18 protein-coding genes are annotated in these 25,686 nt (G+C 63.4%); 3 read left to right on the forward strand and 15 right to left on the reverse strand.

Going from position 1 to position 25,686, the window contains the following annotated elements:
• Window positions 1–72: 72 nt before the first annotated feature.
• From bluB to G365_RS0119140, 15 genes are all read right to left on the reverse strand, one after another.
• Entirely contained in the window at window positions 73–723 is a 651-nt protein-coding gene (bluB, locus tag G365_RS0119075; RefSeq protein ID WP_019647132.1) for a 5,6-dimethylbenzimidazole synthase, read from the reverse strand.
• Window positions 716–1,648 (reverse strand): RNA methyltransferase, encoded by a 933-nt coding sequence (locus G365_RS22440; RefSeq protein WP_019647133.1) that lies wholly within the window; start codon window positions 1,646–1,648, stop codon window positions 716–718. The genes bluB and G365_RS22440 overlap by 8 nt, the downstream gene beginning before the upstream one ends.
• A gap of 3 nt (window positions 1,649–1,651) precedes the next feature.
• The gene (locus G365_RS0119085) at window positions 1,652–2,413 is read right to left on the reverse strand and encodes a DUF2927 domain-containing protein (RefSeq protein ID WP_019647134.1); all 762 of its coding nucleotides are present in this window, start codon (window positions 2,411–2,413) and stop codon (window positions 1,652–1,654) included.
• On the reverse strand, window positions 2,410–4,002 hold the full coding sequence (gene cimA / locus G365_RS0119090; protein ID WP_019647135.1) for a citramalate synthase: 1,593 nt from the start codon (window positions 4,000–4,002) through the stop codon (window positions 2,410–2,412). The genes G365_RS0119085 and cimA overlap by 4 nt, the downstream gene beginning before the upstream one ends.
• A 204-nt stretch (window positions 4,003–4,206) precedes the next feature.
• Window positions 4,207–6,027 (reverse strand): methyl-accepting chemotaxis protein, encoded by a 1,821-nt coding sequence (locus tag G365_RS23320; RefSeq protein WP_019647136.1) that lies wholly within the window; start codon window positions 6,025–6,027, stop codon window positions 4,207–4,209.
• 93 nt (window positions 6,028–6,120) lie between these two features.
• On the reverse strand, window positions 6,121–6,651 hold the full coding sequence (locus tag G365_RS0119100; protein WP_019647137.1) for a PAS domain-containing protein: 531 nt from the start codon (window positions 6,649–6,651) through the stop codon (window positions 6,121–6,123).
• Window positions 6,652–7,221: 570 nt separating this feature from the next.
• Entirely contained in the window at window positions 7,222–9,042 is a 1,821-nt protein-coding gene (locus G365_RS23325) for a methyl-accepting chemotaxis protein (RefSeq protein WP_019647138.1), read from the reverse strand.
• Between the two features lie 106 nt (window positions 9,043–9,148).
• Window positions 9,149–9,679: a PAS domain-containing protein gene (locus G365_RS0119110; protein ID WP_019647139.1), complete on the reverse strand. Its 531-nt coding sequence runs from the start codon at window positions 9,677–9,679 to the stop codon at window positions 9,149–9,151.
• A 242-nt stretch (window positions 9,680–9,921) separates the two neighbouring features.
• Window positions 9,922–10,170, reverse strand: a complete 249-nt coding sequence (locus G365_RS24615) for a hypothetical protein (RefSeq protein ID WP_407635444.1) — start codon at window positions 10,168–10,170, stop codon at window positions 9,922–9,924.
• Window positions 10,073–12,280, reverse strand: coding sequence for a putative bifunctional diguanylate cyclase/phosphodiesterase (locus G365_RS23330; RefSeq protein ID WP_019647140.1), 2,208 nt, complete (start codon window positions 12,278–12,280; stop codon window positions 10,073–10,075). Before G365_RS23330 ends, G365_RS24615 begins: the two co-directional genes overlap by 98 nt.
• Before the next feature lie 213 nt (window positions 12,281–12,493).
• Window positions 12,494–13,834, reverse strand: coding sequence for a glutamate--tRNA ligase (gltX, locus tag G365_RS0119120; RefSeq protein WP_019647141.1), 1,341 nt, complete (start codon window positions 13,832–13,834; stop codon window positions 12,494–12,496).
• A gap of 59 nt (window positions 13,835–13,893) precedes the next feature.
• A complete protein-coding gene (locus G365_RS0119125; protein WP_019647142.1) occupies window positions 13,894–15,558 on the reverse strand; it encodes an NAD+ synthase in 1,665 nt (554 codons plus the stop codon).
• A gap of 137 nt (window positions 15,559–15,695) precedes the next feature.
• Window positions 15,696–16,838: a hypothetical protein gene (locus G365_RS0119130; RefSeq protein ID WP_155976391.1), complete on the reverse strand. Its 1,143-nt coding sequence runs from the start codon at window positions 16,836–16,838 to the stop codon at window positions 15,696–15,698.
• Window positions 16,839–16,878: 40 nt separating this feature from the next.
• Window positions 16,879–17,736 (reverse strand): hypothetical protein, encoded by an 858-nt coding sequence (locus tag G365_RS0119135; RefSeq protein WP_019647144.1) that lies wholly within the window; start codon window positions 17,734–17,736, stop codon window positions 16,879–16,881.
• 477 nt (window positions 17,737–18,213) lie between these two features.
• Window positions 18,214–19,614 (reverse strand): class II 3-deoxy-7-phosphoheptulonate synthase, encoded by a 1,401-nt coding sequence (locus G365_RS0119140; RefSeq protein WP_019647145.1) that lies wholly within the window; start codon window positions 19,612–19,614, stop codon window positions 18,214–18,216.
• A 539-nt stretch (window positions 19,615–20,153) separates the two neighbouring features.
• On the opposite strand from G365_RS0119140, the gene G365_RS0119145 reads away from it, so the two are divergent.
• From G365_RS0119145 to G365_RS0119155, 3 genes are all read left to right on the forward strand, one after another.
• Window positions 20,154–21,491, forward strand: a complete 1,338-nt coding sequence (locus G365_RS0119145; RefSeq protein WP_081628633.1) for an OmpP1/FadL family transporter — start codon at window positions 20,154–20,156, stop codon at window positions 21,489–21,491.
• A 251-nt stretch (window positions 21,492–21,742) separates the two neighbouring features.
• Window positions 21,743–23,473: a long-chain-fatty-acid--CoA ligase gene (locus G365_RS0119150; protein ID WP_019647147.1), complete on the forward strand. Its 1,731-nt coding sequence runs from the start codon at window positions 21,743–21,745 to the stop codon at window positions 23,471–23,473.
• 356 nt (window positions 23,474–23,829) lie between these two features.
• Window positions 23,830–25,518: a methyl-accepting chemotaxis protein gene (locus G365_RS0119155; protein WP_019647148.1), complete on the forward strand. Its 1,689-nt coding sequence runs from the start codon at window positions 23,830–23,832 to the stop codon at window positions 25,516–25,518.
• Window positions 25,519–25,686 lie beyond the last annotated feature (168 nt).

Below are 25,686 nucleotides of genomic sequence, written 5' to 3' on the forward strand. Positions count from 1 at the left end.
GGGGTGGGGTCCGGGGCAAAGCCCCGAGGGGTGGGTGGGATAAAGAGTCAACCCCTGCCGCAGATCAGACCCTCAGCGGCGCAGGGTCAGGTCGGCGGGGCTGAGGCGGTCCTGCCAGCCGGTGCGGACCAGCTCGGGGACGTTGTGATCTGCCTCGGGGTAGCCGATGCACAGGTAGGCCACCAGATCCCAGCTCTGCGGTACGTCGAGCGCGGCTTTGACCTCTGCCGGGTCAATGATGCTGACGATGCCGACGCCGATGCCCCGGGCGCGGGCGACGAGAAACAACGCCATAATCGCCCCGGCCACCGAGTAGTGCAGGGTCTGCGGCATGGTCCGGCGGCCAAGGCCGTATCCGGCGGCGGGGTCCGTGTCACAGAACACCGCCATCTGCACCGGGGCCCGGTCAAGACCGGCCAGTTTGAGACCGGCGTACATCCGCGCCCGCTCGCCGTGGTAATCGGCCAGAGCCTCGGCATTGGCGGTCAGGAACGACTGGCGCACGGCCGCCCGGCGGGCCGGATCCTCAACGGTGACAAACCGCCACGGCTGACTGTTGCCGACCGACGGCGACAGGCAGGTCAGGCGGATCAGGTCATCCAGCGCCCCCGGCGGCAGCGGGTCAGTGCGGAAGTGCCGCACGTCGCGCCGCCACAGCAGCAGGTCTTCCAGCGTCTGCCGGAAGCCTGCGTCAAACACCGGGGGGGCCGGGGTCTCAGTCATGGGCGGCGGTATCCGGGGTCTCAGGCGTCCCGGTTTCCTCATCCGGCGGCAGCGCCCCCGGTTCGGCGGCCCACCCCATGATGTTGCCTTCCTCATTGCGGTGCGGGCGGTCGGGGCGGCGGCCCCAGCGCAGCTCGCGGATAATGCCGTGCAGGGTTTTGACTTCCTGCGCCGACAGGTTATTGCGGGCAAACATGGCGCGGATGTTGCGGACCATGCCGGGGCGCTTGGCCTCAACCCGCAGGAAGCCGCAGGCATCCAGCTCGGTTTCCAGATGGCGGTACAGCACATCCAGTTCCTTCTGCGACGCCAGCGGCGAGGCACGTTCCGCCGGACGGACATCCGGGGTGTCATCGCGCATCTGATACCACTCGTAACCGACCAGCAGCACCGCCTGCGCCAGATTGAGCGAGCAGAAATACGGATTGAGCGGAATTTCCAGCACCGCCGAGGCCAGCGCCACGTCGTCATTATGCAGCCCGGAGCGTTCACGCCCGAACAGAATGCCGCAGTGTTCCACCGGGCTGCGGCGCATCGCCTCGTGCATTTCGGTGGCGGCGGAGCGCGGTGTCACCAGCCGCTTCATCATATCGCGGCGGCGGGCGGTGGTGGCGTAAACGTGGGTCAGGTCGGCAATCGCCTCTTCGGTGGTGTCGAAGATACGGACCTGTTCCAGAATGGCATCCGCCCCCGAGGCGGCGGCAATAGCGCGTTCCGCCATGTGGTCGGGGCGTGGCCGCACCAGACGCAGATCCCCCAGCCCGCAGTTGCCCATGGCCCGGGCACAGGTGCCGATGTTTTCCTCAAGCTGCGGTTCCACCAGAATGATGGCCGGGGTGACGCCGCGCGATGCGGTGACGTCCTTGGGCAGCAGGGCCCGCCCGCGTTCCCGCCAGCCCACCTGCTGGCCGGTCTCTTCCGCCATACCTTACTCCACTCCTCGGGTTGCAAGCGCGGTACGGGCCGCTTTCAGCGCCTCGTCCCGCGGCATGCCCGGCGTCATCGCCGGATCATAAGCCAGTTCCACCGCCATCCGGCCCTGCCCATGAAAAGACAGGCCGCTGGGGCGCACACGGAATACATCAGCTGCCAGCTTGGATTCAATGGTCAGTCCGAAGGCTTTGGCCAGCTGCTCGCCCAGACAGGCATTGCGCATGGTCGGGCCGAGGTCATCGCGGATGACGATCAGCACCTGTGCCAGCACGGTGGCATCGGCCCCGACGGTGGCGCAGCCGGTGCGGGTATCCAGCACCGCAGCGGCGGCCTTGGGCGGCAGGTTCAGGCCCGCCACCTCGGCCTCCGGGACCACGGCAATGGTCAGGTTGCCTGCCGGGGCGGTGCCTGCCTTCAGCGCCGCCAGATCAGCCTGACCGGCCACCGCCACCTCCAGCCCGCGCAGGCTGTCCCACAGGTTAAGCATCGCGGTGACACCGTCGACCCAGCGGATCTGCCCGTCTTCCTGCTGGGCCGGGGCACCGATCAGCACCGCCTTCACCGGCTGGGTCCAGCGCCGCAGCACCGGCATGGCGCTGCCTTCCTGCGCCGAAAAGGCGATGCGGTCAAACAGCCGGATCACGGTATCAGCGGGGGGTTTTTCGATGGCGTCGGGATCCGCTGAATAAAAACCAAGCCCCAGCATCAGCACCAGCGTGCCAACGGTCAGCAGCAGCAGATTGCGGAACATCTTCATGCTTCAACACCCGCCCGGTACAGCTTGTAGGTGATGGAATCGCGCAGGGCGTTATAGGACGCATCAATGACGTTGGTGGAAACGCCGACCGTGGTCCAGGTGTTGCCCTTGCTGTCGCCGCTTTCGATCAGCACGCGGGTGACGGCGGCGGTGGCGGCCTCCGGGGTCAGGATCCGCACCTTATAATCCACCAGCCGCAGATCGGCGAGCTGCGGATAGACCGGCACCAGCACCTTGCGCAGCGCCGCATCCAGCGCGTTGACCGGGCCATTGCCTTCGGCCACGGCCATATGCGGGCCATCATCCAGCGTAACCTTGACGGTGGCTTCCGACAGGGTGATCAGGTCGCCCCGGGCATTCCAGCGGCGCTCGTCGATGACGCGGAACGATGACAGGCGGTAATATTCCGGCACATCCCCCAGCACCATCCGGGCCAGCAGCTCGAAGCTGGCTTCGGCCCCGTCATAGGCATAGCCGCCGAATTCGCGGGTTTTGACCTCGTCAATCAGTCTGGCGACTTTGGGATCGGTCGGGTCAACGTCGATGCCGATCTCGCGGAACCGGGCAAGGAAGTTGGAACGCCCGGCCTGATCCGACACCAGAATGCGGCGGTGGTTGCCCACCAGTTCCGGGCGGATGTGTTCGTAGCACTTCGGGTCTTTTTCCACCGCCGACACGTGCAGCCCGCCCTTGTGGGCAAAGGCGGCCTCGCCGACATAGGCGGCATTGCGCAGCGGGGCGCGGTTCAGCCGTTCATCCAGCAGGCGGGATACCTGCACCAGCCGGGTCAGGTCATTGGCGCTGACCCCGGTTTCATAGCCCATCTTCAGCATCAGGGTCGGGATCAGGGAAATCAGGTTGGCGTTGCCGCAGCGCTCGCCCAGCCCGTTCAGGGTGCCCTGAATCTGCCGCACCCCGGCCTGCACGGCGGCAAGGCTGTTGGCCACCGCATTCTCGGTATCGTTATGGCAGTGGATGCCAAGGTGGCTGCCGGGGACGTGCCTGACCACGTCTGACACAATCGCCGTCACCTCGTGCGGCAGGGTGCCGCCGTTGGTGTCACACAGCACCACCCAGCGCGCCCCGGCCTCGTAGGCGGCGCGCACGCACTTCAGGGCGTATTCCGGGTTTTCCTTATAGCCGTCGAAGAAGTGTTCGGCATCGAACATCGCCTCACCGACCCGGCTTTTGGCATGGGCGATGCTGTCGCTGATCATCCGGACGTTTTCATCGAGATCAACGCCCAGCGCGACCTTACACTGAAAATCCCAGGTCTTGCCGACCAGCGTCACCGCATCGGCCCCGGCACCGATCACCGCCTGCAGGCCGGGATCATTCTCCGCCGAGCGGCCGGCGCGGCGGGTCATGCCAAAGGCGCAGAACTTGCCGCGCCCCATCTTCGGACGGTCAGCAAAAAAGGCGTCATCGGTGGGGTTGGCACCGGGCCAGCCGCCCTCGACATAATCAATACCAATAGAGTCCAGCTCGCGCGCAATCGCCGCCTTATCAATGGCGGAGAAGTCCACACCCTGCGTCTGCGCACCATCGCGCAGCGTGCTGTCGTAGAGGTAAACGCGCTTGTCGCTCATTTTGCGGCTGGCTCCTTTGCCGCCGACTGTTGATCAGCCGGACCTGTAGATCATACCCCGGAAAACGGGCGTACCCCGAAAAACCGGGCAAGGGCCGCAGAATGCACCAGAGGGCAGCCCGGCTCAAGACCAGACCGCCCCCTTCCGTTACAAAACCGGTGTTTTAGAGGAAATAAAATTGCGGGGAGACGTTTTTCAGACCGCTCAGACGATCTTACGCATATTGACCAGAAAATCATCAACGCTGCGGGTCAGCACATCTGCCGAGTCCGCCAGACTGTCTGCCGAACGGTTGACCTCATGCGCCACCTCGCCGGTCCGGACCGAGCCATGCCGGACCGTTTCCACGCTGTCGGTCACCGCCTGTGTATCGCGGGCCACATTCTCCACCCGCTGATTGATCTCGCGGGTCGAGGCTTCCTGCTGCTCGATGGCCGCAGCCACCGACTGCACCACTTCGCTGATGTTGTTGATCACCGCACCGATGCCGGAAATCACCGCCACCGCCCGCCCGGTAGCGGTCTGAATGCCGGAGATCTGGCTGGAAATCTCGCCGGTGGCCTTGGCGGTCTGGTTGGCAAGGCTTTTCACCTCGTTCGCCACCACCGCAAATCCCTTTCCGGCCTCTCCGGCCCGGGCGGCTTCGATGGTGGCGTTCAGGGCCAGAAGATTGGTCTGGTCGGCGATATCGGTGATGATCTGGATCACGGCCCCGATACGGTCCGCCGCCTCTGACAGCGACGCCACCTCGGTGCTGGCGGCATCAATCTTCTCGACCGCCTCAGAGGTTGCGCCGGTGGCCAGCGACACCTGCCGCGCCAGCTCGGAAATCGAAGCCGCCAGCTCGGTGGAGGCCCCGGCCACCGCCTGCACATCCATCGAGGCCGACGACAGCGCCGTGGCGGCATGATGGGTGCGGTCACTGTTGGTCGCGGCCAGAGTCCGCATGTCGCCGGAAACACCCTGCAGCCCGTGCGAGGATTCCGTCACCTGCGCCACGGTTGCCTTGATGGTCTGCTCAAAGGCGTCGGCCACGCCTTTGAAGCCGTCAATCTTCTCTTCCATCGTGGCGATGGCCTGATTGATGTGCTGCACCCCGGTCAGGAAATCGCCCCGCGACCCGCTTTCATTCATGCGGCGGAAGTATTCCCCCCGCGCCACATACTGCATCGCCGCCTGCGATTCCCGGATGTAGGATTCAACGTAATCGAGCAGGCGGTTGACGTCATGCTGGATCGCGCCCAGCTCATCCTTACGCCAGATATGCAGGACCCGGATGTTCAGATCCCCCTGTGTTGCCTGATGGAGGATGCCCGAGGTGCGACGGATACCGCGCACGGTATCAAGCAGGCGCTTGACCACAAACCCCAGCACCACCAGCCCGGCAACCAGCAGAACGGCAATCTTGATCAGGGTCTCCCGGACCTGATTGTCCACTTCCAGCGCGGAGTCCTTCAGGATCACCGCATTTTCGTTCAGGACCTGATCGACGGCCTTCAGCAACTCCTCCAGAACGCCGGTGATCTGCTCCGCCGTGGCGTCAAACTGCGCCATCACCTGATTTCCGGTCTCGGGGCCGGAGGCGACATAGGCTTTGGCCATGATCTTGCCGGTGCGGTAATAGGGCTCAAACGCAGCCCGGGCGGCGGCTGTGGTCTTCAGCACGTCCGGCAGATTCAGGATCGCCGCCTGCTTTTCGACCTCGGCCAGATCCGTCTGGAATTTTTCAGCGAACGCCTGCGCTTTGGTATAGCCGTCATTCAGGCCATCCCGCCCCCGGGTCGCCGAGATATCGGTCAGCCACTGCTGTACCTGCACAACGTCGAACTGCAGCTCCTGAGACGCTTTCTGCAGGGCGATCCCGGCTTCAGTACGGGTCTGCACCTCGTCCTGAATATAGAAAATGGCAGTCCGCATCGTTTGCAGCGACCACAGGGCAACGCCCCCCAGCGCCAGAAGAACCAGCACCAGAAGAACACCGCCGGCCCACGCCTGCCCGCGCAGTGTCTGAAGAAACGCCTGCATCCCTGAATTCCCCCTTACCATTTTACCGGCCCCCGGACCGTCGGACGGCCCTTAATTAAATGCAATTTTATTAATTTAAAATAAAATTAACTCTCACTTACCCTCGATCAGGGAAAACATAAACTGATCGTACCGCTGCCCAAGCCCCTTCAGGTGACGCTCAAGCGCCTCAACGGCAAGGGCCTGCCCGTCTTTGCGGCTTTCTGAAGCCTCCTCGATACCGCGCAGGGTCCGGTACAGGCCGGAGATTTTCTCCACGGCCCGCCGCGAGGGCACCCGCCGGCAGGAATGAAAACCGCCGATCGTTCCATCCTGCAGCCGGGTCGGGGTGACATGGGCCAGAACCCAGTAATGGTCGCCGTGCTTGGTGCGGTTGACCACATAGGCAAAGATCTCCTGCCCCGCCGTCACCGTATCCCACAGCAGCTTGAAAACGCAGCGTGGCATGTCCGGATGACGGATCAGGTTATGAGGCTGGCCGAGAACTTCGCGTTCCGTATAATCGGCGATATGCAGAAAAACATCGTTGGCGTAAGAAATCCGACCCTGCAGATCGGTCTTGCTGACGATGATCTGATCTTCCCGGAAAAACCGCTCAACACCAGTCAGGGACAGTTTAGACATCCCTTGATCCCCTGTTCATCGTTTCGGCCTCGCCCCTGTTGCTTTGCATTCTGCACACCACGCCGGGCCATCCCGCAGACTGCGGTGCATTCCGCAATCGCGTCTCCCTTTGCCGCCCGTTTATCCGGCGCCTTTCTGCGCGGCGGTCTGTACAGCAAAACATGGGCCAAAAGCCCCGATCCCGTGAGGACAGTAATAAAGAACAGATCAGAGACCCAAAATCAGGAGCCCCTTACATTCCGACACTCTTATGTTTACGATTTTTTACACAATGCCAGGCGACATTCTGTCGCCGTTGCCCCAATGACTTTAGAACCACACTGGCATGGTGAATTTTTGTCGGTCTCTTCAACCCGACATCACAGGATGAGCCGCTAAATACCACGATTTTGACTCATCCAGCATGATCTAGATCAATTTTTACGTAGTTCTTTGGGACCAGATCAATTTTAAAAATCTCCGAAAAACCGCATCCCTTCTGCCTTTCCCCTTCTGTTACCCAAACAGGGCCGCCGCGTTCCGGCAGAACCCGGCGACCCTGTTCAGCGGCACCGTTCAGCCGCCCTGCCCTCAGATCACCCGCTGCACCGACGCCAGAAAATCATCGACATTACCACGAAGCTGCTGCGCGGACAGCGACAGAGTATCGGCAGATCGATAGACCACCTCGGCGGCATCGCCGGTGCGGATGCTGCCATCCCGCACCGTATCGACACTGTCCGTCACTGTCTGGGTATCCCGCGCGACGTTCTCGACACGCTCGGTAATTTCGCGGGTCGCGGCCTCCTGCTCCTCAATCGCGGCAGCGACAGACTGCACCACTTCGCTGATGGTGCCGATCACACCGCCGATGCCGGTGATCACCGTCACCGCCCGGCCGGTGGCGGTCTGAATGCCACGGATCTGGTCAGCAATCTCGCCGGTGGCCTTGGCGGTCTGGTTGGCCAGACTTTTGACCTCATTCGCCACCACGGCAAACCCTTTCCCCAGTTCGCCCGCGCGGGCGGCCTCGATGGTGGCATTCAGGGCCAGAAGATTGGTCTGGTCGGCAATGGCGGTAATGATGCCGATAACATCCCCGATCCGGTCTGCCGCGTCTGACAGCGACGCCACCTCTGACCCGGCATCCTCAACCCGGCCCACCGCATCCGATGCCGCATTGGCAGCATAGGAAACCTGCCGCGCCAGTTCCGTGATGGAGGCCGCTAACTGTGTCGAGGCCCCGGCCACCGCCTGAATATCCATCGAGGTTGATGACAGGGCGCTGGCGGCGCTGCCGGTCCGGCTGCTGTTGACGGAGGCCAGATCTTTCATCTCGCCGGAAACCGCCTGCAGATCCCGCGATGACCCGTCGACCTGATTCACCGCCGCTTTAACGTTCTGCTCGAACACGCCGATCACACCGCGGAAGGAACTGACCTTCTCCGCCATCTGGTCAATGGCGCCGTTCAGCTTCCGTCCGGCGGACAGAAAGTCACCACGGCTGCCGGTTTCCAGCACCCGGCGGTAATACTGGCCTTTTGCCACATATTCCATCGAGGCCTGCGCCTCGCGGATAAAGGCCTCAGTGGAGTCCAGCAGCGAATTGACGTCGTGCTGGATCCCCCCCAGCTCATCCTTCCGCCAGATATTGAGGATGCGGACCCCCAGTGCCCCATCAGAAGCCTGCTTCAGAATGCCCGAGGTACGGCGGATCCCGCGCACGGTGTCGAGGATTTTGCGGACGATCAGCCAGACCAGCACCAGCGCCACCCCCTGCATGCCCAGCGTCAGCAGTTGAGTCTGCCACACCGTGTCACCGATGCCAGTCACCATCGCGTCAAGGTCGCCGGTGTTCTGATCCACCAGCGCATCGACCGAGCTGTTCAGACGGTCAATCATCCCGGTCAGCTTTTCGGCATTGCCGTCGAAATCGGTCATCAGCCGGTTTCCTGCCGCAGGCCCCCCCTCGACATAGCCCTTCGCCATTGCCTGCCCGGTGCTGTAATACGCCGGGAAGGCCGCCCGCAGATCGGTGACAATAGCCAGAACCTCTGGCCGCTTCAGAAGTCTCGCCTGCTTTTCGACCTCCGCGAGATCGGCGTTGAACCGATCCGCGAAGTCGGCTGCCGTCTTGAAGCCGTCATCCAGACCATCCTGCGCCCGGGTGGCGGAGACATCGGTCAGCCACTGCTGCACCTGCACCACATCGAATTTGACATCCCGGGCCGCTTTCAGCAGCGCGACACCACCGGCAGCCCGATGCTTAAGGCTCTCATCAATGTCCGTGACCGCGGTGCGGACAGACACCAGAGACCACAGCGGTGTCCCCCCGGAAAGAAGGATCATCACGGTCAGGGCAATGCCCGCCGCCCAGGCCTGTGCCCGTAATGTGGTGAGAAGTGTTTTCATCGCTGCCCTCGTGCCGGTTGGGGGCTGTCCGGCGTGCCGCCACGGCACCCCGGATGCAAATTGATGGTCATGACCACTGCGAACGGGGCTGCCCTGCCTGGCAGCCTTACTCTGCGGCAATCAGATGGTGCATCAGCTGGTCGTAGGGCTTTTCAGCCCGCTCCAGAGTGTCCTGCAGATGCCGGAAGGATGCTGCCAGCCCGTCCTTGGAGCTTTCGGTCGAGGTTTCAATCGCCAGCAGGTCAGCATACAGGGGGCGCACCGCCGCCAGTCCGGCCTGCCCGGGAGCCCGGCGGCACGAGGTGAAGCCGACAATCTGGCCCGACGGATCCCGGTCAGGGGTGACATGGGCCAGAACCCAATAATAATCACCGTGCTTGGTGCGGTTGACGACGTAGGCGAACAGCTCCTGCCCCGAAGTCACCGTATCCCACAGCAGTTTGAAAATGCTGCGCGGCATGAAGGGATGGCGCACGATATTGTGGGGCTGCCCCAGCACCTCGTGTTCCTGATAATCCGCAATCGAGCAGAACAGCCGGTTGGCGTAGGTGATCCGCCCCCGCAGGTCTGTCTTACTGACGATCACCTCATTTTTGCCAAGAAACCGTTCCGTCCCGGTCAGGAGTAGCTGCCCCATCGTTTCCCTCCTTCAGTGCTCTTCCCCGGCGCGATCAAAGACATCCCTTCTGCCCGGCAGGGATAGGCCTGTAGAAAGCAATAACAATGCCAAGATACGGAAAGCCTACTCCGGCCATACCAATGGACTAGGGATCTGCCGGGAGACACTATAACCACAGGCTAAACTGTGGGGCGTCTATACAGACAAATCAACAGGCCGCGGAGAGAAACCCACTGATCTTCTTGGTTATCACAAAGATGTCACACCCCTGATATATCAACGGGCTCCGCGCGACTTTCGCAGACTGCAAATCGCAGTCTGCGGCGCCTGATCGATAGAATGTGCAAAATGCATTGCGAAACGGGACTCAACCCCGGTGGTTGCAGCGACCCTGTCAGGCGGATCCGGTGGTCAGACCACGTCCAGCTCCAGCTCCGTGTCGCAGCCGCTGACAAAATCCTCGAAGTCCGCGCCGCTGATCGGCCGGGCAAACAGGTAGCCCTGCGCATAATCGCACCGGTTGGCCTGCAGGAAGTCGGCCTGTGCCTGTGTTTCCACCCCTTCGGCCACCAGCGCCAGATCCAGCGACCGCCCCATCAGGATAATCGCCCGGACAATCGCCTTATCGTCAGAGCTGTCGGGCAGATCGCGCACGAACGACTGATCAATCTTCAGCGCATCAATCGGAAACCGCTTGAGATAGCTGAGGGAGGAATAGCCGGTGCCGAAATCGTCAACCGACAGGGTGACGCCCAGCCCGCGCAGGGCCCACAGCGCCTTGGTTGCCTCTGCCGCGTTCTCGACCAGCACGGATTCCGTCAGTTCAAATTCCAGCTGGCGGGCGGGCACCCCGGCAGCGGCGACAATCGCCTTCACGCGGTCAACCAGCAGCGGATCGCGGAACTGCCGCGCCGACAGGTTGACCGCCACCCGCACCGGCTTGCGGCCCTGCCGGTTCCAGCGGGCCAGCCAGCGGCAGACCTCTTCCAGCACCCATTCCCCGATCGGAATAATCAGGCCGCTGTCTTCCGCCACCGGGATGAACTCAGCGGGGGAAACCGCGCCCAGATCGGGGCTGTCCCAGCGCAGCAGCGCCTCAGCCCCGCTGACGGTGCCGGTGGCCAGATCCATCTTTGGCTGGAACACCACTCGCATCTCTCCCCGTTCCAGCGCCCGGCGCAGCCCGGTTTCCAGATGCAGGCGGCGCACCATCTCGTGCGACAGGTGTTCGGAATAGACGCTGTAAGTGTTACGCCCCTGCCGCTTGGCGTGATGCACCGCCGCATCGACATTGCGCATCAGCCCGTTGGAGTTGCGGGCGCTGTCAGGGTACAGCACCACCCCGATCGAGCCGGAGGTGAAAATCTCCCGCCCGTCGATGACGAACGGCAGTTCCAGATGCTTCAGCACCGACGACGCCGCAGCGGTCACCTCCGCCTCATCCGACACCCGGGGCAGCAGCACCGCGAACTCATCCCCGGACAGATGGCTGATAAAGGCATCCGGCGGGCTCAGGGCTTCCAGCCGCCGCGCCACATCCTGCAACACCCGGTCGCCGGTGCTGTGGCCCATGGTGTCGTTGATGGTCTTGAAGTGATCAAGGTCGATGTACAGCACCGCCGCCCGCTGGCTGCCCCGCTCCGCCCGCGAGACCGCCTCTTCCAGATGATCCTGAAACAGCGTGCGGTTGGGCAGGCCGGTCAGCGGATCCCGCGTGGCCAGAAAGCGCAGACGCTCCTGATGCTGATAGCGTTCGGTGATATCTTCCAGCGTGACCGCCAGACGCCCGGAATCCAGACGCCCGCCCGCCAGACGCACCGCCGAAACGTGCAGCCAGCAGGTCTGCCCGGCAATGGTCACCTCCAGCTCGCGGTCAAGGTCGCCGTAGCCGTCCGCCACCCGCGCCAGCGCCGCCGGAAGCCCGCTGTCGCCATACCATGGCAGGGTATCAGTCAGCGGGCGGCCTTCGACCGCCGCCACATCCAGCCCCAGCAGCCGCTGACAGCCACCGTTGCCCAGACACCAGACAAAACCGGTGACCGTGCCGCTGCTGTCGCGGTGGGCCTCGATCACCGCCGCCGCCGCGTTCAGGCTGTCGAGCAGGCCGCTGACCGCTGACCCGGCCTGCAGCAGCGCGGTCAGGGTTGACCGCCGTTCCAGCGCATACAGCAGCGCCCGGCGCAGCGACACCGGGCGGACATCCGCCTTCACCAGATAATCCTGCGCCCCTTTGCGCACCGCCTGCAGGGCCATCCGTTCCGACGCATCGCCGGTCAGCACCACCACCGGCACCCCGGGGGCATGGCCGATCACCGCGTCCAGCGTGGCCAGACCGTCACTGTCCCCCAGCGACAGATCCAGCAGAACGACATCAGCCCCGCCGCTGACGGGAGCGGTGTCATCCGCGCCGTTCACCACACCGGACAGCACCGCCAGCCCCTGTTCCAGCGTTGCGGCCCGCAGCACCCGGAAGCCCGCCGCCTCCCCCGCCAGCCCGGACCCCGCCCCGGCTTCCAGAAAGCCTTCAACCAGTTCGGCGAACAGCGGATCATCCTCGATCAAAAGGACGGTTGGCAGCGCGAAAGCGGATGTCGGCGCGAAAGAGCCGGAGAAAGGCATGGCGATAACCGTAAAAGACGATACAGCGGACCTGTCGCGGTCAGCCCGGACAGACGGGGCGCCGGAATACCCTGCCCTGCCCCCCCTGACGCAGGGGCATCCGGCGACAGGGTACGTTAATCCGGGGTTACTGGATACCCGGCTTTTACGGGAAAAGAACTGATTTGTATCAACTTTGACGCAGATTTGCGCCCGGCCCTTTTCCGTCCGGCCTTACCCGGCCAGACGGGCCACCGCCCGGTCCCGCCCGATCAGCGGCAGCAGGGCTTTCAGCTCCGGCCCGTGATCGTGGCCGGTCAGCAGGCGGCGCAGCGGCAGGAACAGATCCTTGCCCTTGGCGCCGGTGGCAGCCTTGACCGCGTCGGTCCACTGCTTCCAGGTTTCCGGCGACCACACCCCGTCGGGCAGGCAGGCCAGCGCCGCCTGACGGAACGCCGGGTCCACCCCGTCAACCGCCAGCGGGGCCGCCGGGCCATAGACCACCTGATACCACGCCGTCACATCAGCAAAGACGGTCAGGTTGCCCCGCACCGCATCCCAGAAGGCTTCCGTCGCCTGCGCACACCCGGCAGCATGCAGGCGGGCCTGCGCCACATCCCACGGCAGCTGATGCAGCAGCTTCTGGTTCAGGCGGTCCAGCTCCGCCGGGTCAAAACGCGGGGTCGAGCGACCGAAATGGCTGATGTCGAAGGCCGCGATCAGGGCATCCATGCCGGGGGCGAGATCAATCGCCTCTGACGAGCCCAGCCGCGACAGCAGTGAGCAGATCGACAGCGGCTCGATGCCCTGCCCGCGCAGATCCCCCATCGACAGGGAGCCGAGGCGCTTCGACAGGCCCTTGCCATCGACCCCGACCAGCAGCGGCAGATGCGCGAAGGCGGGAACCGCCGCGCCCAGCGCCTGAAACATCTGGATCTGCACCGCCGTGTTGGTCACATGGTCTTCACCGCGCACCACATGGGTGATGCCCATGTCGGCATCATCAATCGCCGACGGCAGCATATAGAGATAGGTGCCATCCTCGCGGATCACCACCGGGTCGGCCAGATGGGCGGCGTCGTAGACACACTCACCGCGCACCAGATCGGTCCAGCGGATTTCCCCCTCGGTCAGCCGGAACCGCCAGTGCGGGCGGCGGCCTTCCGCCTCGTAAGCGGCGATCTGCTCCGCCGTCAGGGACAGCGCCGAACGGTCGTAGATGGGCGGCCTGCCGCGCATCCGCTGACGGTTGCGCATGTATTCCAGCTCTTCCGCCGTTTCGTAGCAGGGATACAGCCGCCCGTCGGCGATCAGCCTGTCACGGGCGGCATTGTACAGATCCAGCCGCTTTGACTGATAGAAGGTCTGGCCCCAGTGGATGCCAAGCCAGCGCAGGTCACGGGCGATATCGTCGACATGCTCCTGCTTCGACCGTTCAAAGTCGGTGTCGTCATAGCGCAGGATCAGGTTTTCCGGCTGACCACCGGCCAGCAGAAAGTTGATCAGCGCCACCCGGATGTTACCGACATGCAGCTTGCCGGTGGGTGACGGCGCGAAACGGACCAGAACGGACATGATGCTCTCTATACTCTCTGCGAACTCAGAAACACGGAACCGGCAGCGGGGCCGCCGGATCAGCGCGGCCCGATATAGGCGTTGGTGATCGGGTAGCGGCGCTCGCGCCCGAAGGCGCAGCGGGTGATCTTCACCCCCGGCGGGGCCTGACGGCGCTTGTATTCCGCCCGGTTGAGCAGACGCCACACCCGCTCGACCACTGCCGGGTCATATCCGGCCTGAGCGACAATCTCTGACAGGTGCTGGCGGCGCTCGATCAGGCGTTCAAGAATGTCATCCAGCACCGGATAGGGCGGCAGGCTGTCCTCATCCTTCTGATCAGGCCGCAGCTCGGCGGTCGGCGGCTTGGTGATCACCCGCTCCGGCATCACCGCGCCCTGCGGCCCCAGCGCCCCGGCGGGCACGTTGGCATTGCGCCAGCGCGACACCGCGAACACCATGGTCTTGTACACGTCCTTCAGCACCGCATAGCCGCCGCACATATCGCCGTACAGGGTGGCGTAGCCGGTGCTCATCTCTGACTTATTGCCGGTGGACAGCACCATCGGGCCGAACTTGTTGGACAGCGCCATCAGGCTGACACCCCGGGCGCGGGACTGCAGGTTCTCTTCAGTGATATCCGACGGCAGACCGCTGAAGAAGCTGCCCAGCATCTGGTCAAAAGCGGTCATCGCCGGAATGATATTGACCGTATCCAGACGGCAGCCCAGCAGCCGGGCGACCTCTGCCGCGTCTTCCAGACTGTCATCAGAGGTATAGGGCGACGGCATCATCACCGACCACACCCGGTCAGCCCCCAGCGCATCGGCGGCAACGGCGGCGGCCAGTGCGCTGTCGATCCCGCCGGACAGGCCGAGGATCACCCCCGGGAAACCGTTTTTGCCGACATAATCGCGCAGGCCCAGCACCATCGCCTGATAGACCTGCTCTTCCCGCGTTTCTTCCGCCGCGATCGCCGCCGGGGTACAGTGCCAGCCGGACGGCCCTTTCCGCCATTCGGTGACGGTCAGGCTTTCCTGCCATGACGGGGCGCGGTGACGCAGGGCGCAGTCAGGGTCCAGCACGAAGCTGGCACCGTCGAACACCAGCTCATCCTGACCGCCGACCTGATTGACGTAGATCAGCGGCAGGCCGGTTTCCCGCACCCGGGCGGCGGCATGGCTCAGGCGTTCATCGCCCTTGTCCAGCTCAAACGGTGAGCCGTTGGGGATCACCAGCAGCTCCGCCCCGGTCTCGGCCAGAGTCTCGGCGACATCGGGATACCACATGTCTTCGCAGACCATAATCCCGAGGCGCACGCCGCGCACCTCCACCGGGCCGGGATGCGGACCGCTGGCGAAAACGCGGATTTCGTCAAACACCCCGTAGTTGGGCAGGTGATGCTTCAGCACCGCCGCCTTGATCTGGCCACCGTCCAGCACCAGTGCGGCGTTGTAGCTGTGGCCGTCTTTCCGCCACGGGCTGCCGACGATCAGGGCCGGGCCACCGTCAGCGGTTTCCGCCGCCAGCGCGCGGACCTGCTCTTCGACCGCATCCATGAAGGCAGCGCGGTAGATCAGATCTTCCGGCGGATACCCGGACAGCACCAGTTCGGCACTGACCAGCACATCGGCCCCCAGCGCCGCCGCCTGCGCCCGTGCCGCGCGCACCCGCGCCGCATTGCCCACCACATCCCCGACCACCGGGTTAAGCTGCGCCAGCGCAATCCTCAGGGTCTCGGCCATTGCCAGACACCCCCTTTATCCTGCCTCAGACACCCCGGCCAACTGCCGGAAAAACAGAGGTCGAAGCTAGGGGGGAGTGGCCGCGATGTCAACGCGTTGCAGCAGCCATCCCCGCCTCTGCCCGGAAAAGCGCCCGCTTACTCAATCCAGCAGGTATACGGGCCGGGCTGCCGGGCGTCCGTCCGCTCCAGCAGGCGGAACGGCTGCCCGTCAGGCCGGGCCACGTCCACCGCCAGTTCCTGCCCCGGATCAAGCAGGATCACCGCGTCAGAGGCCATCGGCGGCAACAGCCGCAGACCTTTCCACCACATCTGCCGCAGGGCACCGCCGGTATCAGCCCCCGCAGCGGTCCCGGTCTGGAAAAACTGCTGCACACAGCTCAGGCGGACCGACCCTTCAAAAACACGGTGGCCGGTGTTTTTCAGGGTGATCGCGGGCACCCCCCGTTCCGTCGGCTGCCGGCTGTAGTCCAGTGTCAGCTTTTTGATCAGTCCGGCCTCAGCCGGGGCCCCCACGATCTTCAACAGCCAGCAGGCGGACCGCGCCAGATCCAGCCCGTCCCGGCCCGCATCCAGACGCGGCAACGCCTTGCTGAGGTCCAGACCCCGGTCTTCCTGATGCTGTGGCGGCAGCGGATAGGCCAGCGCGGCGGGATCAGACGTCATCACCCGCTGCCACGTCACAGTCCCCGCCGCCCCGCCGCCCCGGCGGAACAGCGCACAGCTGATGTCATAATCGGTGAAAATGTCAGACGGGGTCGGATTGGTGACGCGCAGGGTCAGCCTGCCGCCCCCAGCCGCCGTACCGGCCAGCAGCAGGGCAGCCGGAGCATCCGCCGGTTTCTGCGAAGCCGACGGCGCCGTCAGCCGGGGGGCCTGATCCGGGGCGGGGGCCGGATCCTGCGTCATTCTGGCGATCAGCGGCACGAAGTCGCGCGGATGCTTCTTCCAGTACAGCTCCAGAGTCAGCCCGATCAGCGCCACCGCAGCCGTCACCGTCAGCCAGTGCAGCAACCCACGGAGCCTGACCTTCAGCGGAACGGCCTGTAACGGCAGAGCGGAGGCCGTTCCCCGCAGGCTGGGCCGTGAGCGGGGCCTGACCCGCAGTGTCCGCGCGTCTTCCCGCGCCCTGCGGTCAGCGGCGGAACGGATGACGTGCCGCACGGTGCTGACCAGCAGGCAAACCACCAGCACCATCGCCGCAATCAGAAAATACCCCCATGAAACCCCAAAGGCATCACACAGGATCACACCCAGAACGATCAGAACGAGGGTCCGCATTGTTTTTCCCAGCAGCATTTCCGACGGAAGGACAGCCGGTTCATCGAATCCAGCAGGTGAAAGGACCGGGCCCCACAGGCTCCCCGGGTTTCGACAGAGAAAACTCGGGATCACTGCGGTCTCTGAACGGGTCAATCACCCGGACCGCCAGCGTCTCGCCCGGGTTTGCCACAACCGCTTTGCCGTGAGTGTAGGGGACCTCGACCCGCAGATCGGGCCAGTCCTTCAGATAATACCGATCTAATCCAGACTTCTCCTGATAGACACCCTGCCGGATACAGACCAGACGGACATCGCCTTCATAGCGTTGGCCGGACTCATTCCGCAGGCTGAACTGCGGCACTCCATCCGGGGGCACCGCCCGGTCATAGAGCAGACGCAGCCCCTTTCCCGCCACCGGGTCATACCCATAAGCTGCCTTGATACCGCATTGGGACTGATTCAGGTCAAGATCCTGCACCCGCCCCTCAAAAGCCGGCCGCCCGCTGGAGATATCTATCTCCTTCATTTCCTGATAGCCGGGCGGCAGATCGGTGTTGTCCCCCACCCGGCTGCCCTTGATCAAGTTCCACAGGAGCGTTCCCGCCGACTGGCCATTTTTCCAGACCATCTGGCAGGCGACATCGTAGGTGACGATCACAAGGTCAGGAGACGTATTCTTCACCCGGAGCAGAAGACGATCCCCGGCCCCGATCCCGGACGATGGAAAAACCAGAGCGCCCTCCACATCCGCCGTCAGCCTGAGCTGCTGGCCCCGTTTAAGCCCCAGGGCGATGACCGGGTCCGGCTTTTCCTCTTTCCGCGCCGCATAATGAGATCCGGCCACGGTGGAAACGGTCATGACACTCAGCAGAAAGGCCAGCGGGAAAAGAAGCTCCCCGGCAGACAGCGGCGGCACCTTCCCCGCCTTCCCCTTGGCTGGGCCCCGTCTGGACTGCGCAGGCCGCCCGGGTGCCATCTTCTTCCGCCTGAGCCCTGCAAGAATGAACAGAACAGACAACCCGGCGGGATAATACCAGGGAATGATATTATAAAAACCTAATATTATAACTCCAATGATACTTCCAAGAATAATTCCCAGACCTACGACAAAATCGCTCATCGACCGAACCCCACCCGGCACCGCAGTCCGTTCCGGCACCAAAGCGCAACTGCGCCGGAGACCAGACACCCCTTAAGCGGGATTTTAATCTTTGTAAACCACCAGTCTGTTTGAACATCTCCAGTCCCCTCAGGCAGGTACAAAAAAGGCCCCGCCGCAGCGGAGCCTTTTCTGTTTTAACACCAACGGTCCCGGGGAGCGGTCCCGGGGAGCGGTCCCGGGGAACGCCCCTGAGAACGCCCCTGGAGAACGGTCCGGGGAACCGGGCCGCCGTTACGCCACGGCGGCGACGCGGGTGCGTTCTTCCTTCAGGGCTTCCGCCACCAGGAACGCCAGCTCCAGCGACTGCGCCGCGTTCAGGCGCGGGTCGCAGAAGGTGTGGTAGGCATCGCCCAGACGGGCCTCGGTGATATCCTGCGAGCCGCCGATGCATTCGGTGACGTCGCGGCCGGTCAGCTCGAAATGCAGGCCGCCGGCATGGCTGCCCTCAGCCCGGTGAACGGCGAAGAACGCCTTCAGTTCCGCCAGAATGCTGTCGAAGGACCGGGTCTTGTAGCCGTTCGCCACCTTGATGGTGTTGGCGTGCATCGGGTCGCACGACCACACCACCTTGCGGCCTTCCTTCTGCACGGCGCGGATCAGGGCCGGAAGCTTATCCTGCAGCGGACCGGCCCCCATGCGGGTGATCAGGGTCAGGCGGCCCGCCTCGTTCTTCGGGTTCAGCGCATCACAGAGGCGCAGCAGGGTTTCCGGCGTGGTCGAGGGGCCGACCTTGACCCCGACCGGGTTGCCGACACCGCGCAGGAATTCCACATGCGGGCCGGTCAGGTCGCGGGTGCGCTCGCCGATCCACAGCAGATGGGCGGAACAGCAGTACCAATCCCCGGTGGTGGAGTCGACACGGGTCATCGCCTGTTCGTAGGGCAGCAGCAGCGCTTCGTGCGAGGTGTAGAAGTCGGTCTTGCGGATCTGCGGCACCCGGTCACCGGTCAGGCCGCAGGCTTCCATGAAGCCCAGCGTTTCCTGAATACGGTCGGCCATTTCCTGATAACGGGCCGACTGTTCGGTGCTGACGAAGCCCAGCGTCCACTGGTGCACCTTATGCAGGTCGGCATAGCCGCCCTCGGCGAAGGCGCGAAGCAGGTTCAGCGTGGCCGCCGCCTGATTGTAGACGCGCAGCATCCGCTGCGGGTCGGGGATGCGGTCAGCCGGGGTGAAATCCGGGCCGTTGATCATGTCGCCACGGTAGCTCGGCAGTTCCACGCCATCGAAGGTTTCGGTGGCGGCGGAACGCGGCTTGGCGAACTGACCGGCCATGCGGCCGACCTTGACCACCGGGCAGGCGGCCCCGAAGGTCAGCACCACCGCCATCTGCAGCAGCACACGGAAGGTATCGCGGATATTATCAGCCCGGAATTCGGCGAAGCTTTCCGCACAGTCGCCGCCCTGCAGCAGGAAGGCGCGGCCTTCCGCCACATCCGCCAGATGCTTTTTCAGGTTGCGCGCTTCCCCCGCGAAGACCAGCGGCGGCATCACCTTCAGGGTCTCTTCGGTGTGGGTCAGCGCGGCGGCATCGGGATAAGTCGGCATCTGAAAGGACTCAAAGGTCTTCCCTTCCCGAATGGCGGCATCGACGATGCTTCTCCAGCTTTCAGGGGTCCAGGTGCCGGTCATGGCTGTCTTCCTTTGTTATCCGAACAGATACTGATCTTCCGCCCATAGCGGTCCGGGGCGGGGAATCAGCTATACGCCGCACCGCGCCGCGTTGCAACACACCGGGGCGGGTGCGATAAAAAAAGCCGCATTCTTTCAGCACGGGTTCATTCATTGATCACCGCGTAATTTTATTACAAATTTTGATCCGGCCCGCGGTTACGCAACCGTCACAGGCCTGACGCATTTTATGAACATCACCCTGTTACCGCGAATTTCCTGCCAGACAAACACCCCATACTGACGTATAGGTCAACAATAGACCCTATACCGTACCTTTATACGCAAACGCATTGTTTAGCTTTGTAAAAGCTGAAAAAAACGCAGGTGCGAAATCAATTCGCAGATGCAAAACAGAGTCTTGATGACGTATGCGTCATGCAAAAAACCTTGACGTGAACCGAACGGTGTTTACCGTATGTGCAACGGCTGCATAAACCGCCAACAGGACGCAGCCGAAATAAGCGAAGCAAAAACGAATCACTTGGGAGGTTTTCCGTATGCGTCGTCTTCTTATGGGCGCGACAGCGGTGTCAGCGCTGGCGATGTCTCTGTCGTCCGGGCAGGCCGTTGCCTCGGGGTTTCAGCTGAAGGAACAGGGGGCTGCCGCACAGGGCCGCGCCACCGCCGGGTCCACCGCATCGGCGGAAGACCTGTCGACCATCTTCTTCAACCCGGCGGGCATGACCAATCTGTCCGGTAACGGGCTGGAACTGAACGCAAACTACATCGTGCCGTCCGCCAAGTTCAAGAATGGCAACTCCACCACCTACGGCGGCGGGGCATCCACCGGCGGTGACGGTGGCGATGCCGGCGGCGGGGCGCTGGTGCCGTCCATCTACGGGATGTATTCGATCAGCAATGATCTGAAGCTGGGCATCGGCATCAATGCCCCCTATGGCCTGACCACGGAATATGATGACGGCTGGAAAGGCCGCTATCACGCGATCAAGTCAGAACTGAAAACCATGAACATCCAGCCGTCGATCGCCTACCGGGTCAGCCCGCTGATCTCCGTCGGCGGCGGGCTTAACTTCCAGCGGGCCGAGGCGGAACTGACCAACGCCGTTGACCACGGCCGCATCCGCCGGTCACTGGGGATCAGCACCGCCGTCGCCGGGGGTGAAGACGGCATCACCAAGCTGGAAGGCGACGACTGGGGCATGGGCTTCACCGCCGGGATGACCATTCAGCCGCGTGAAGATACCCGGGTTGGCATCTCGTACAAGTCAAAGGTCGAACACACCCTTGACGGTGATATCACCCAGACCAACGTGCCGAACTATGCGGTGGCCTCGCTGGCAGCCGCCTTCCGCAACACCGGCGCCACCGCCGACCTGACCACCCCGGACGTGCTGAGCTTTGGCGTGCACCATGAAATCAGCCCCCGGTGGGCGGTGATGGCCGATGCCGCCTGGACCAACTGGTCGGTGTTTGACGAACTGCGGGTCAAGCGCAAGGACGGTCTGGCCGACAGCGTCAAGGATGAATCCTGGGAAGACACCTGGTTCCTCGCCCTGGGGACCGAGTATAAGGCCACCGACAAGCTGACCCTGAACTTTGGTGTCGCCTATGACCAGAGCCCGGTCTCTGACAGCCACCGCACCGCCCGCATCCCGGATTCTGACCGGACCTGGGTTTCGGCGGGCCTCGGCTATCAGTTCACCGACACCCTGCGGCTGAATACGGCCTATACCCATATCTGGGTGGCCAATGCCAACATCAACGACACCACCAGCGCGCTGGCGTCACCGCTGAACAACACCACCGACACCCTGAACGGCTCCTACGAAAGCTCCATCGACATCTTCACGGTCGGCGTCACCGCCACCTTCTGAGGACTGTCGCAGCCGCCTGCCCTTCTGTCCCGCGCCGGGACCCCACGCCCGGCGCGGGATTGGCGGATCAGCAGCCTAAAGCGGACTTTATAGCCTTTCCAGTCTGACCGCGCCCCGGTGTTTCCATCTGTCCGGCGCGGTTCTGTGGTACTGTCAGAACAGCAGGTGGCCTGCCCCCTCTTCCCCCCCGCCGGCCCCTGCCTGACGGCAGCACCCTTCCCCTTTACTCTTGTCAGCAGACAGGTGTTGCGATGACCTCTTCCATCACGGCAACGCCCGCGGCCCGGCCGGACCACCGGCCCCATGCCCCGCAGGTTGACTGGGACAGCCCGATCGTGCCGGAACCGGCCTATGCGCCGCTGGACCGGTCTGTCGCCCGCCATGCCACCCGCCCCTACCTTAACTTCCTCGGCCGGGTGTGGACCTATGCCGACGCCGGGGACCTGATCAACCGCGCCGCCAAAGGCTTCCAGAAAATGGGGGTGCGCCGGGGCGTGACGGTCGGGCTGTGCCTGCCCAACTGCCCGTATTTTCCGATCGCCTATTACGCCATCCTGAAGGCAGGCGGGACGGTGGTGAACTTCAACCCGCTGTATGTCGAGCGGGAAATCGCCCATCAGGTGCGGGATTCCGGCGTGCGGATCATGGTCACGCTGGACCTGAAGCAGATTTACCCCAAAGTTCAGGCGGTGATGAACGACCCCACCACCCCGCTGGAGCGGGTGGTGATCTGCCCGCTGCGCGACGTGATGCCGACGGTGCTGGGGGTGCTGTTCCGGGTGTTCAAGCGCTCGGAAGTAGCGGAAATCCCCAATGACCTCCAGCATGCCTCCTTTGCCCAGCTGGTGGAGAATGACGGCAGGTTCCCCCTGCCGGAGATCGACCCGGTCAACGACATTGCGGTGTTGCAGTACACCGGCGGCACCACCGGCGTCCCGAAAGGGGCGATGCTGACCCATGCCAACCTGTCGGCCAATACCGAGCAGGCGCGCCGCTGGTTCCCCGGGGTCAAGGCCGGGGAAGAAAAGGTGATGGCGGTCATCCCGTTCTTCCACGTCTTCGCCATGACGGCAGTGCAGAACTTTGGCACCGCCGCCGGGGCAGAACTGATCCTGCTGCCGCGCTTTGAGCTGGAACAGTTCCTGAAGGCCATTCACAAATACCGCCCGACCCTGATGGCGGCGGTGCCGACCATCTTCACCGCCATCCTGAATGCCAAGGACCGGGAGAAATATGATCTGTCGGCGTTCCGGTTCTGCATTTCCGGCGGGGCACCGCTGCCGGTGGAAATCAAGCACCGCTTTGAAAGCCTGACCGGCTGCCGTCTGGTCGAAGGCTACGGCCTGTCGGAAAGCAGCCCGCTGGCCACCTGCAACCCGATTGACGGCACCAACAAAGACGGGGCAATCGGCGTGCCCTTCCCCGGCACCACCATCACCATCCATTCCCTCGATCACCCCGACCGCGAGGTGGAGCCCGGCGAAAAAGGCGAGGTCTGCATCAGCGGCCCGCAGGTGATGAAAGGGTACTGGAACCGCCCGGACGAAACCGCCCAGACCATCCGCGACGGGCGGCTGCACACCGGCGATGTCGGCTACATCGATCCCGACGGCTTCATCTTTCTGGTGGACCGCATCAAGGACGTGATCATTGCCGGGGGCTATAACGTCTATCCCCGGGTGATTGAGGAAGCCCTGTATCTGCACCCCGGCGTCGCCGAAGTGGTGTGCATCGGAATCCCCGATCAATACCGCGGACAGGCCCCGAAATGCTTCGTGCGCCTGAAATCTGACGCCACAGAGGTCAGTCCTGACGATCTGAAGGCGTTTTTGACCGATAAAATTTCACGCATCGAAATGCCAAAAGCGATCGAAATCCGAGACGAATTGCCAAAAACGATGGTTGGTAAACTGTCAAAGAAAGAACTGGTGGAAGAAGAAAAACGACGGCAGGAATCTGAGAAGGCAACCGCCCCGCTGTGACCGGAGCAGACAGTCCCTGTGGTTGAAAGGCCCTTCCGGCTTCTCCGCCTTTCGCATCTGCACAAAAAGCCCGCCCCCCTCAAGGCGGGCTTTTTTCATCTTCTTACTATAATTCTTTTTGCCTAAGACTCTTCTGCGGTTTTTTTATTGATAGAAATACTTTTGATTCAGGACCATGAAACAAAACAAAACTTCGCATAAAACCAGCTTATGGCGGGCAGTTATCAGATAAATAGTAGATAAATATTGATACCAGCCCCTCGATATGCAGTATCGACCCAGAATAAAAGACAAAGCAGATATAGATAATTTTAACTAATCCCCCCGCCCCTTCATTAGCCGAGCCCCCGCCCCCGATGAACAATCTCAGCATCCGTCTGAAAATCCTCCTGATCCTTGCCGGTCTTGGCCTGATCAGCATTCTCGGCTCTGCCTATGCCGGAACCATGATGCGCACGATCAGCACCGGCTACAGCAACCTGATCTCGCAGGAAGCCAAGGCGGCAATCATCAGCGCCCGCGCCGAGCGGATGCTGCGGGTGATGATCGGCACCGCCTACAGCCTCGCCCTTGAAACCGATGAGTCCGGCAATGACTGGAAGCTCGACATCTCCGACCGGGCGCAGCAGGATTACCGTAATGCACTGGAAGAGCTGCGGCAGGAAGTGCCGGACCTGAAACCGCGCATTGAAGAGGCCGCCACGCTGGCCGAAGCCGCGTTCAAGACCTGCAACCCCCTGATCCGGCAGGCAGCCCAGAGCAGCGGGCCGGATCAGGCTTACCGCGCCGGGATCGCCCTGAAAAATTATTGCGAACTGGGGATCCTGAAAGCCTATGAAGCCCAGAAGAGCCTGACCGATCATCTTTACGAGACCTGCGCCCGGCAGGTGGCTGTTCTCGGGCAGGACAGCACTGTCACCACCCTCATTTCCGGGGCGGTAATTCTGGGGGGCACCCTGCTGGCCGCCGCCCTTGGGCTGTGGATGGCCACCAGCAAGATCGTCAGACCGCTGACCGCGCTGGCCGGGGTGATGAAGCGCCTGTCAGAGAACGATCTGGATACCGTGGTCCCTGACCGTGACCGCCGTGACGAAGTCGGCCTGATGGCCCGCAGCGTCGAAGTCTTCAAAGACAACGCGATTGAACGTCGCCGGGTCGAAGAACAGATCCGGCAGGATCAGGAACGCCGGGAACAACGGGCGACCGCCATCACCGCCCTGACCGCTGACTTTGACCGCTCTGTCAGCAGTGTGCTGGAAACCGTTGCCGGGGCCAGCACCGAACTGGAAGCCACCGCCGCGTCAATGGCCGCCGGGGCCGAACAGACCACCCGTCAGGCCACCACCGTTGCCTCGGCCACCGGGCAGGCCTCCGGCGCGGTGCAGACCGTCGCCAGCGCTGCCGAGGAACTGTCCGCCTCGATCCGCGAAATCGGCCGTCAGGCCGAAGACGCCAGCACCGTTGCCGCCAGTGCCAGCGCCGATGCCGCCAAGGCCGATGAAACCGTGCGCGGGCTGGCCCAGACCGCAGCCCGGATCGGTGACGTGATCAGCCTGATCAACGACATCGCCAGCCAGACCAACCTGCTGGCCCTGAACGCCACCATCGAGGCCGCCCGCGCCGGGGACGCCGGTAAGGGCTTCGCCGTGGTTGCCAACGAGGTGAAAAACCTCGCCAGCCAGACCGCCAAGGCCACCGACCAGATCGCCACCCAGATCACCGACGTACAGACCCAGACCCAGCTGGTGGTCGATGCCATCAGCCAGATCGTGCGGCGGATCGACGATATCAGCCATATCTCCACCGCCATTGCCGGGGCCGTGGAAGAACAGGCCGTCGCCACGGCGGAAATTGCCGACAACGTGGCGCAGGCCTCGCAGGGGACCAACCTGATCTCGTCGAGCATCGGCGACGTGACCGAAGCCGCCGCCAACACCGGGGCCGCATCGCAGCAGGTTCTGGTCTCGGCACAGTCGCTGTCCAGCGAGGCGGAGCAGCTGAAATCCATCGTCACCGTCTTCCTGCACGATGTCCGCAGTGCTTGATAATTAGACGCCCCTTGTTTGTTCGGTCCCTCAGGCGCCGGGCGCGGACATCCGCCCGGCTACGCCGTGCTTTTTTGTTGGGTCCCTCAGGCGCCGGGCGGGCGCGTCCGCGCCCTTGGCTTACGTGCCCACGCGGGCACGGGGCCTCAATGGCCCAGTCAGCCCGGC

It is taken from the genome of Novispirillum itersonii subsp. itersonii ATCC 12639 (assembly GCF_000381985.1).
Classification (GTDB): Bacteria; Pseudomonadota; Alphaproteobacteria; order Rhodospirillales; family Rhodospirillaceae; genus Novispirillum; species Novispirillum itersonii.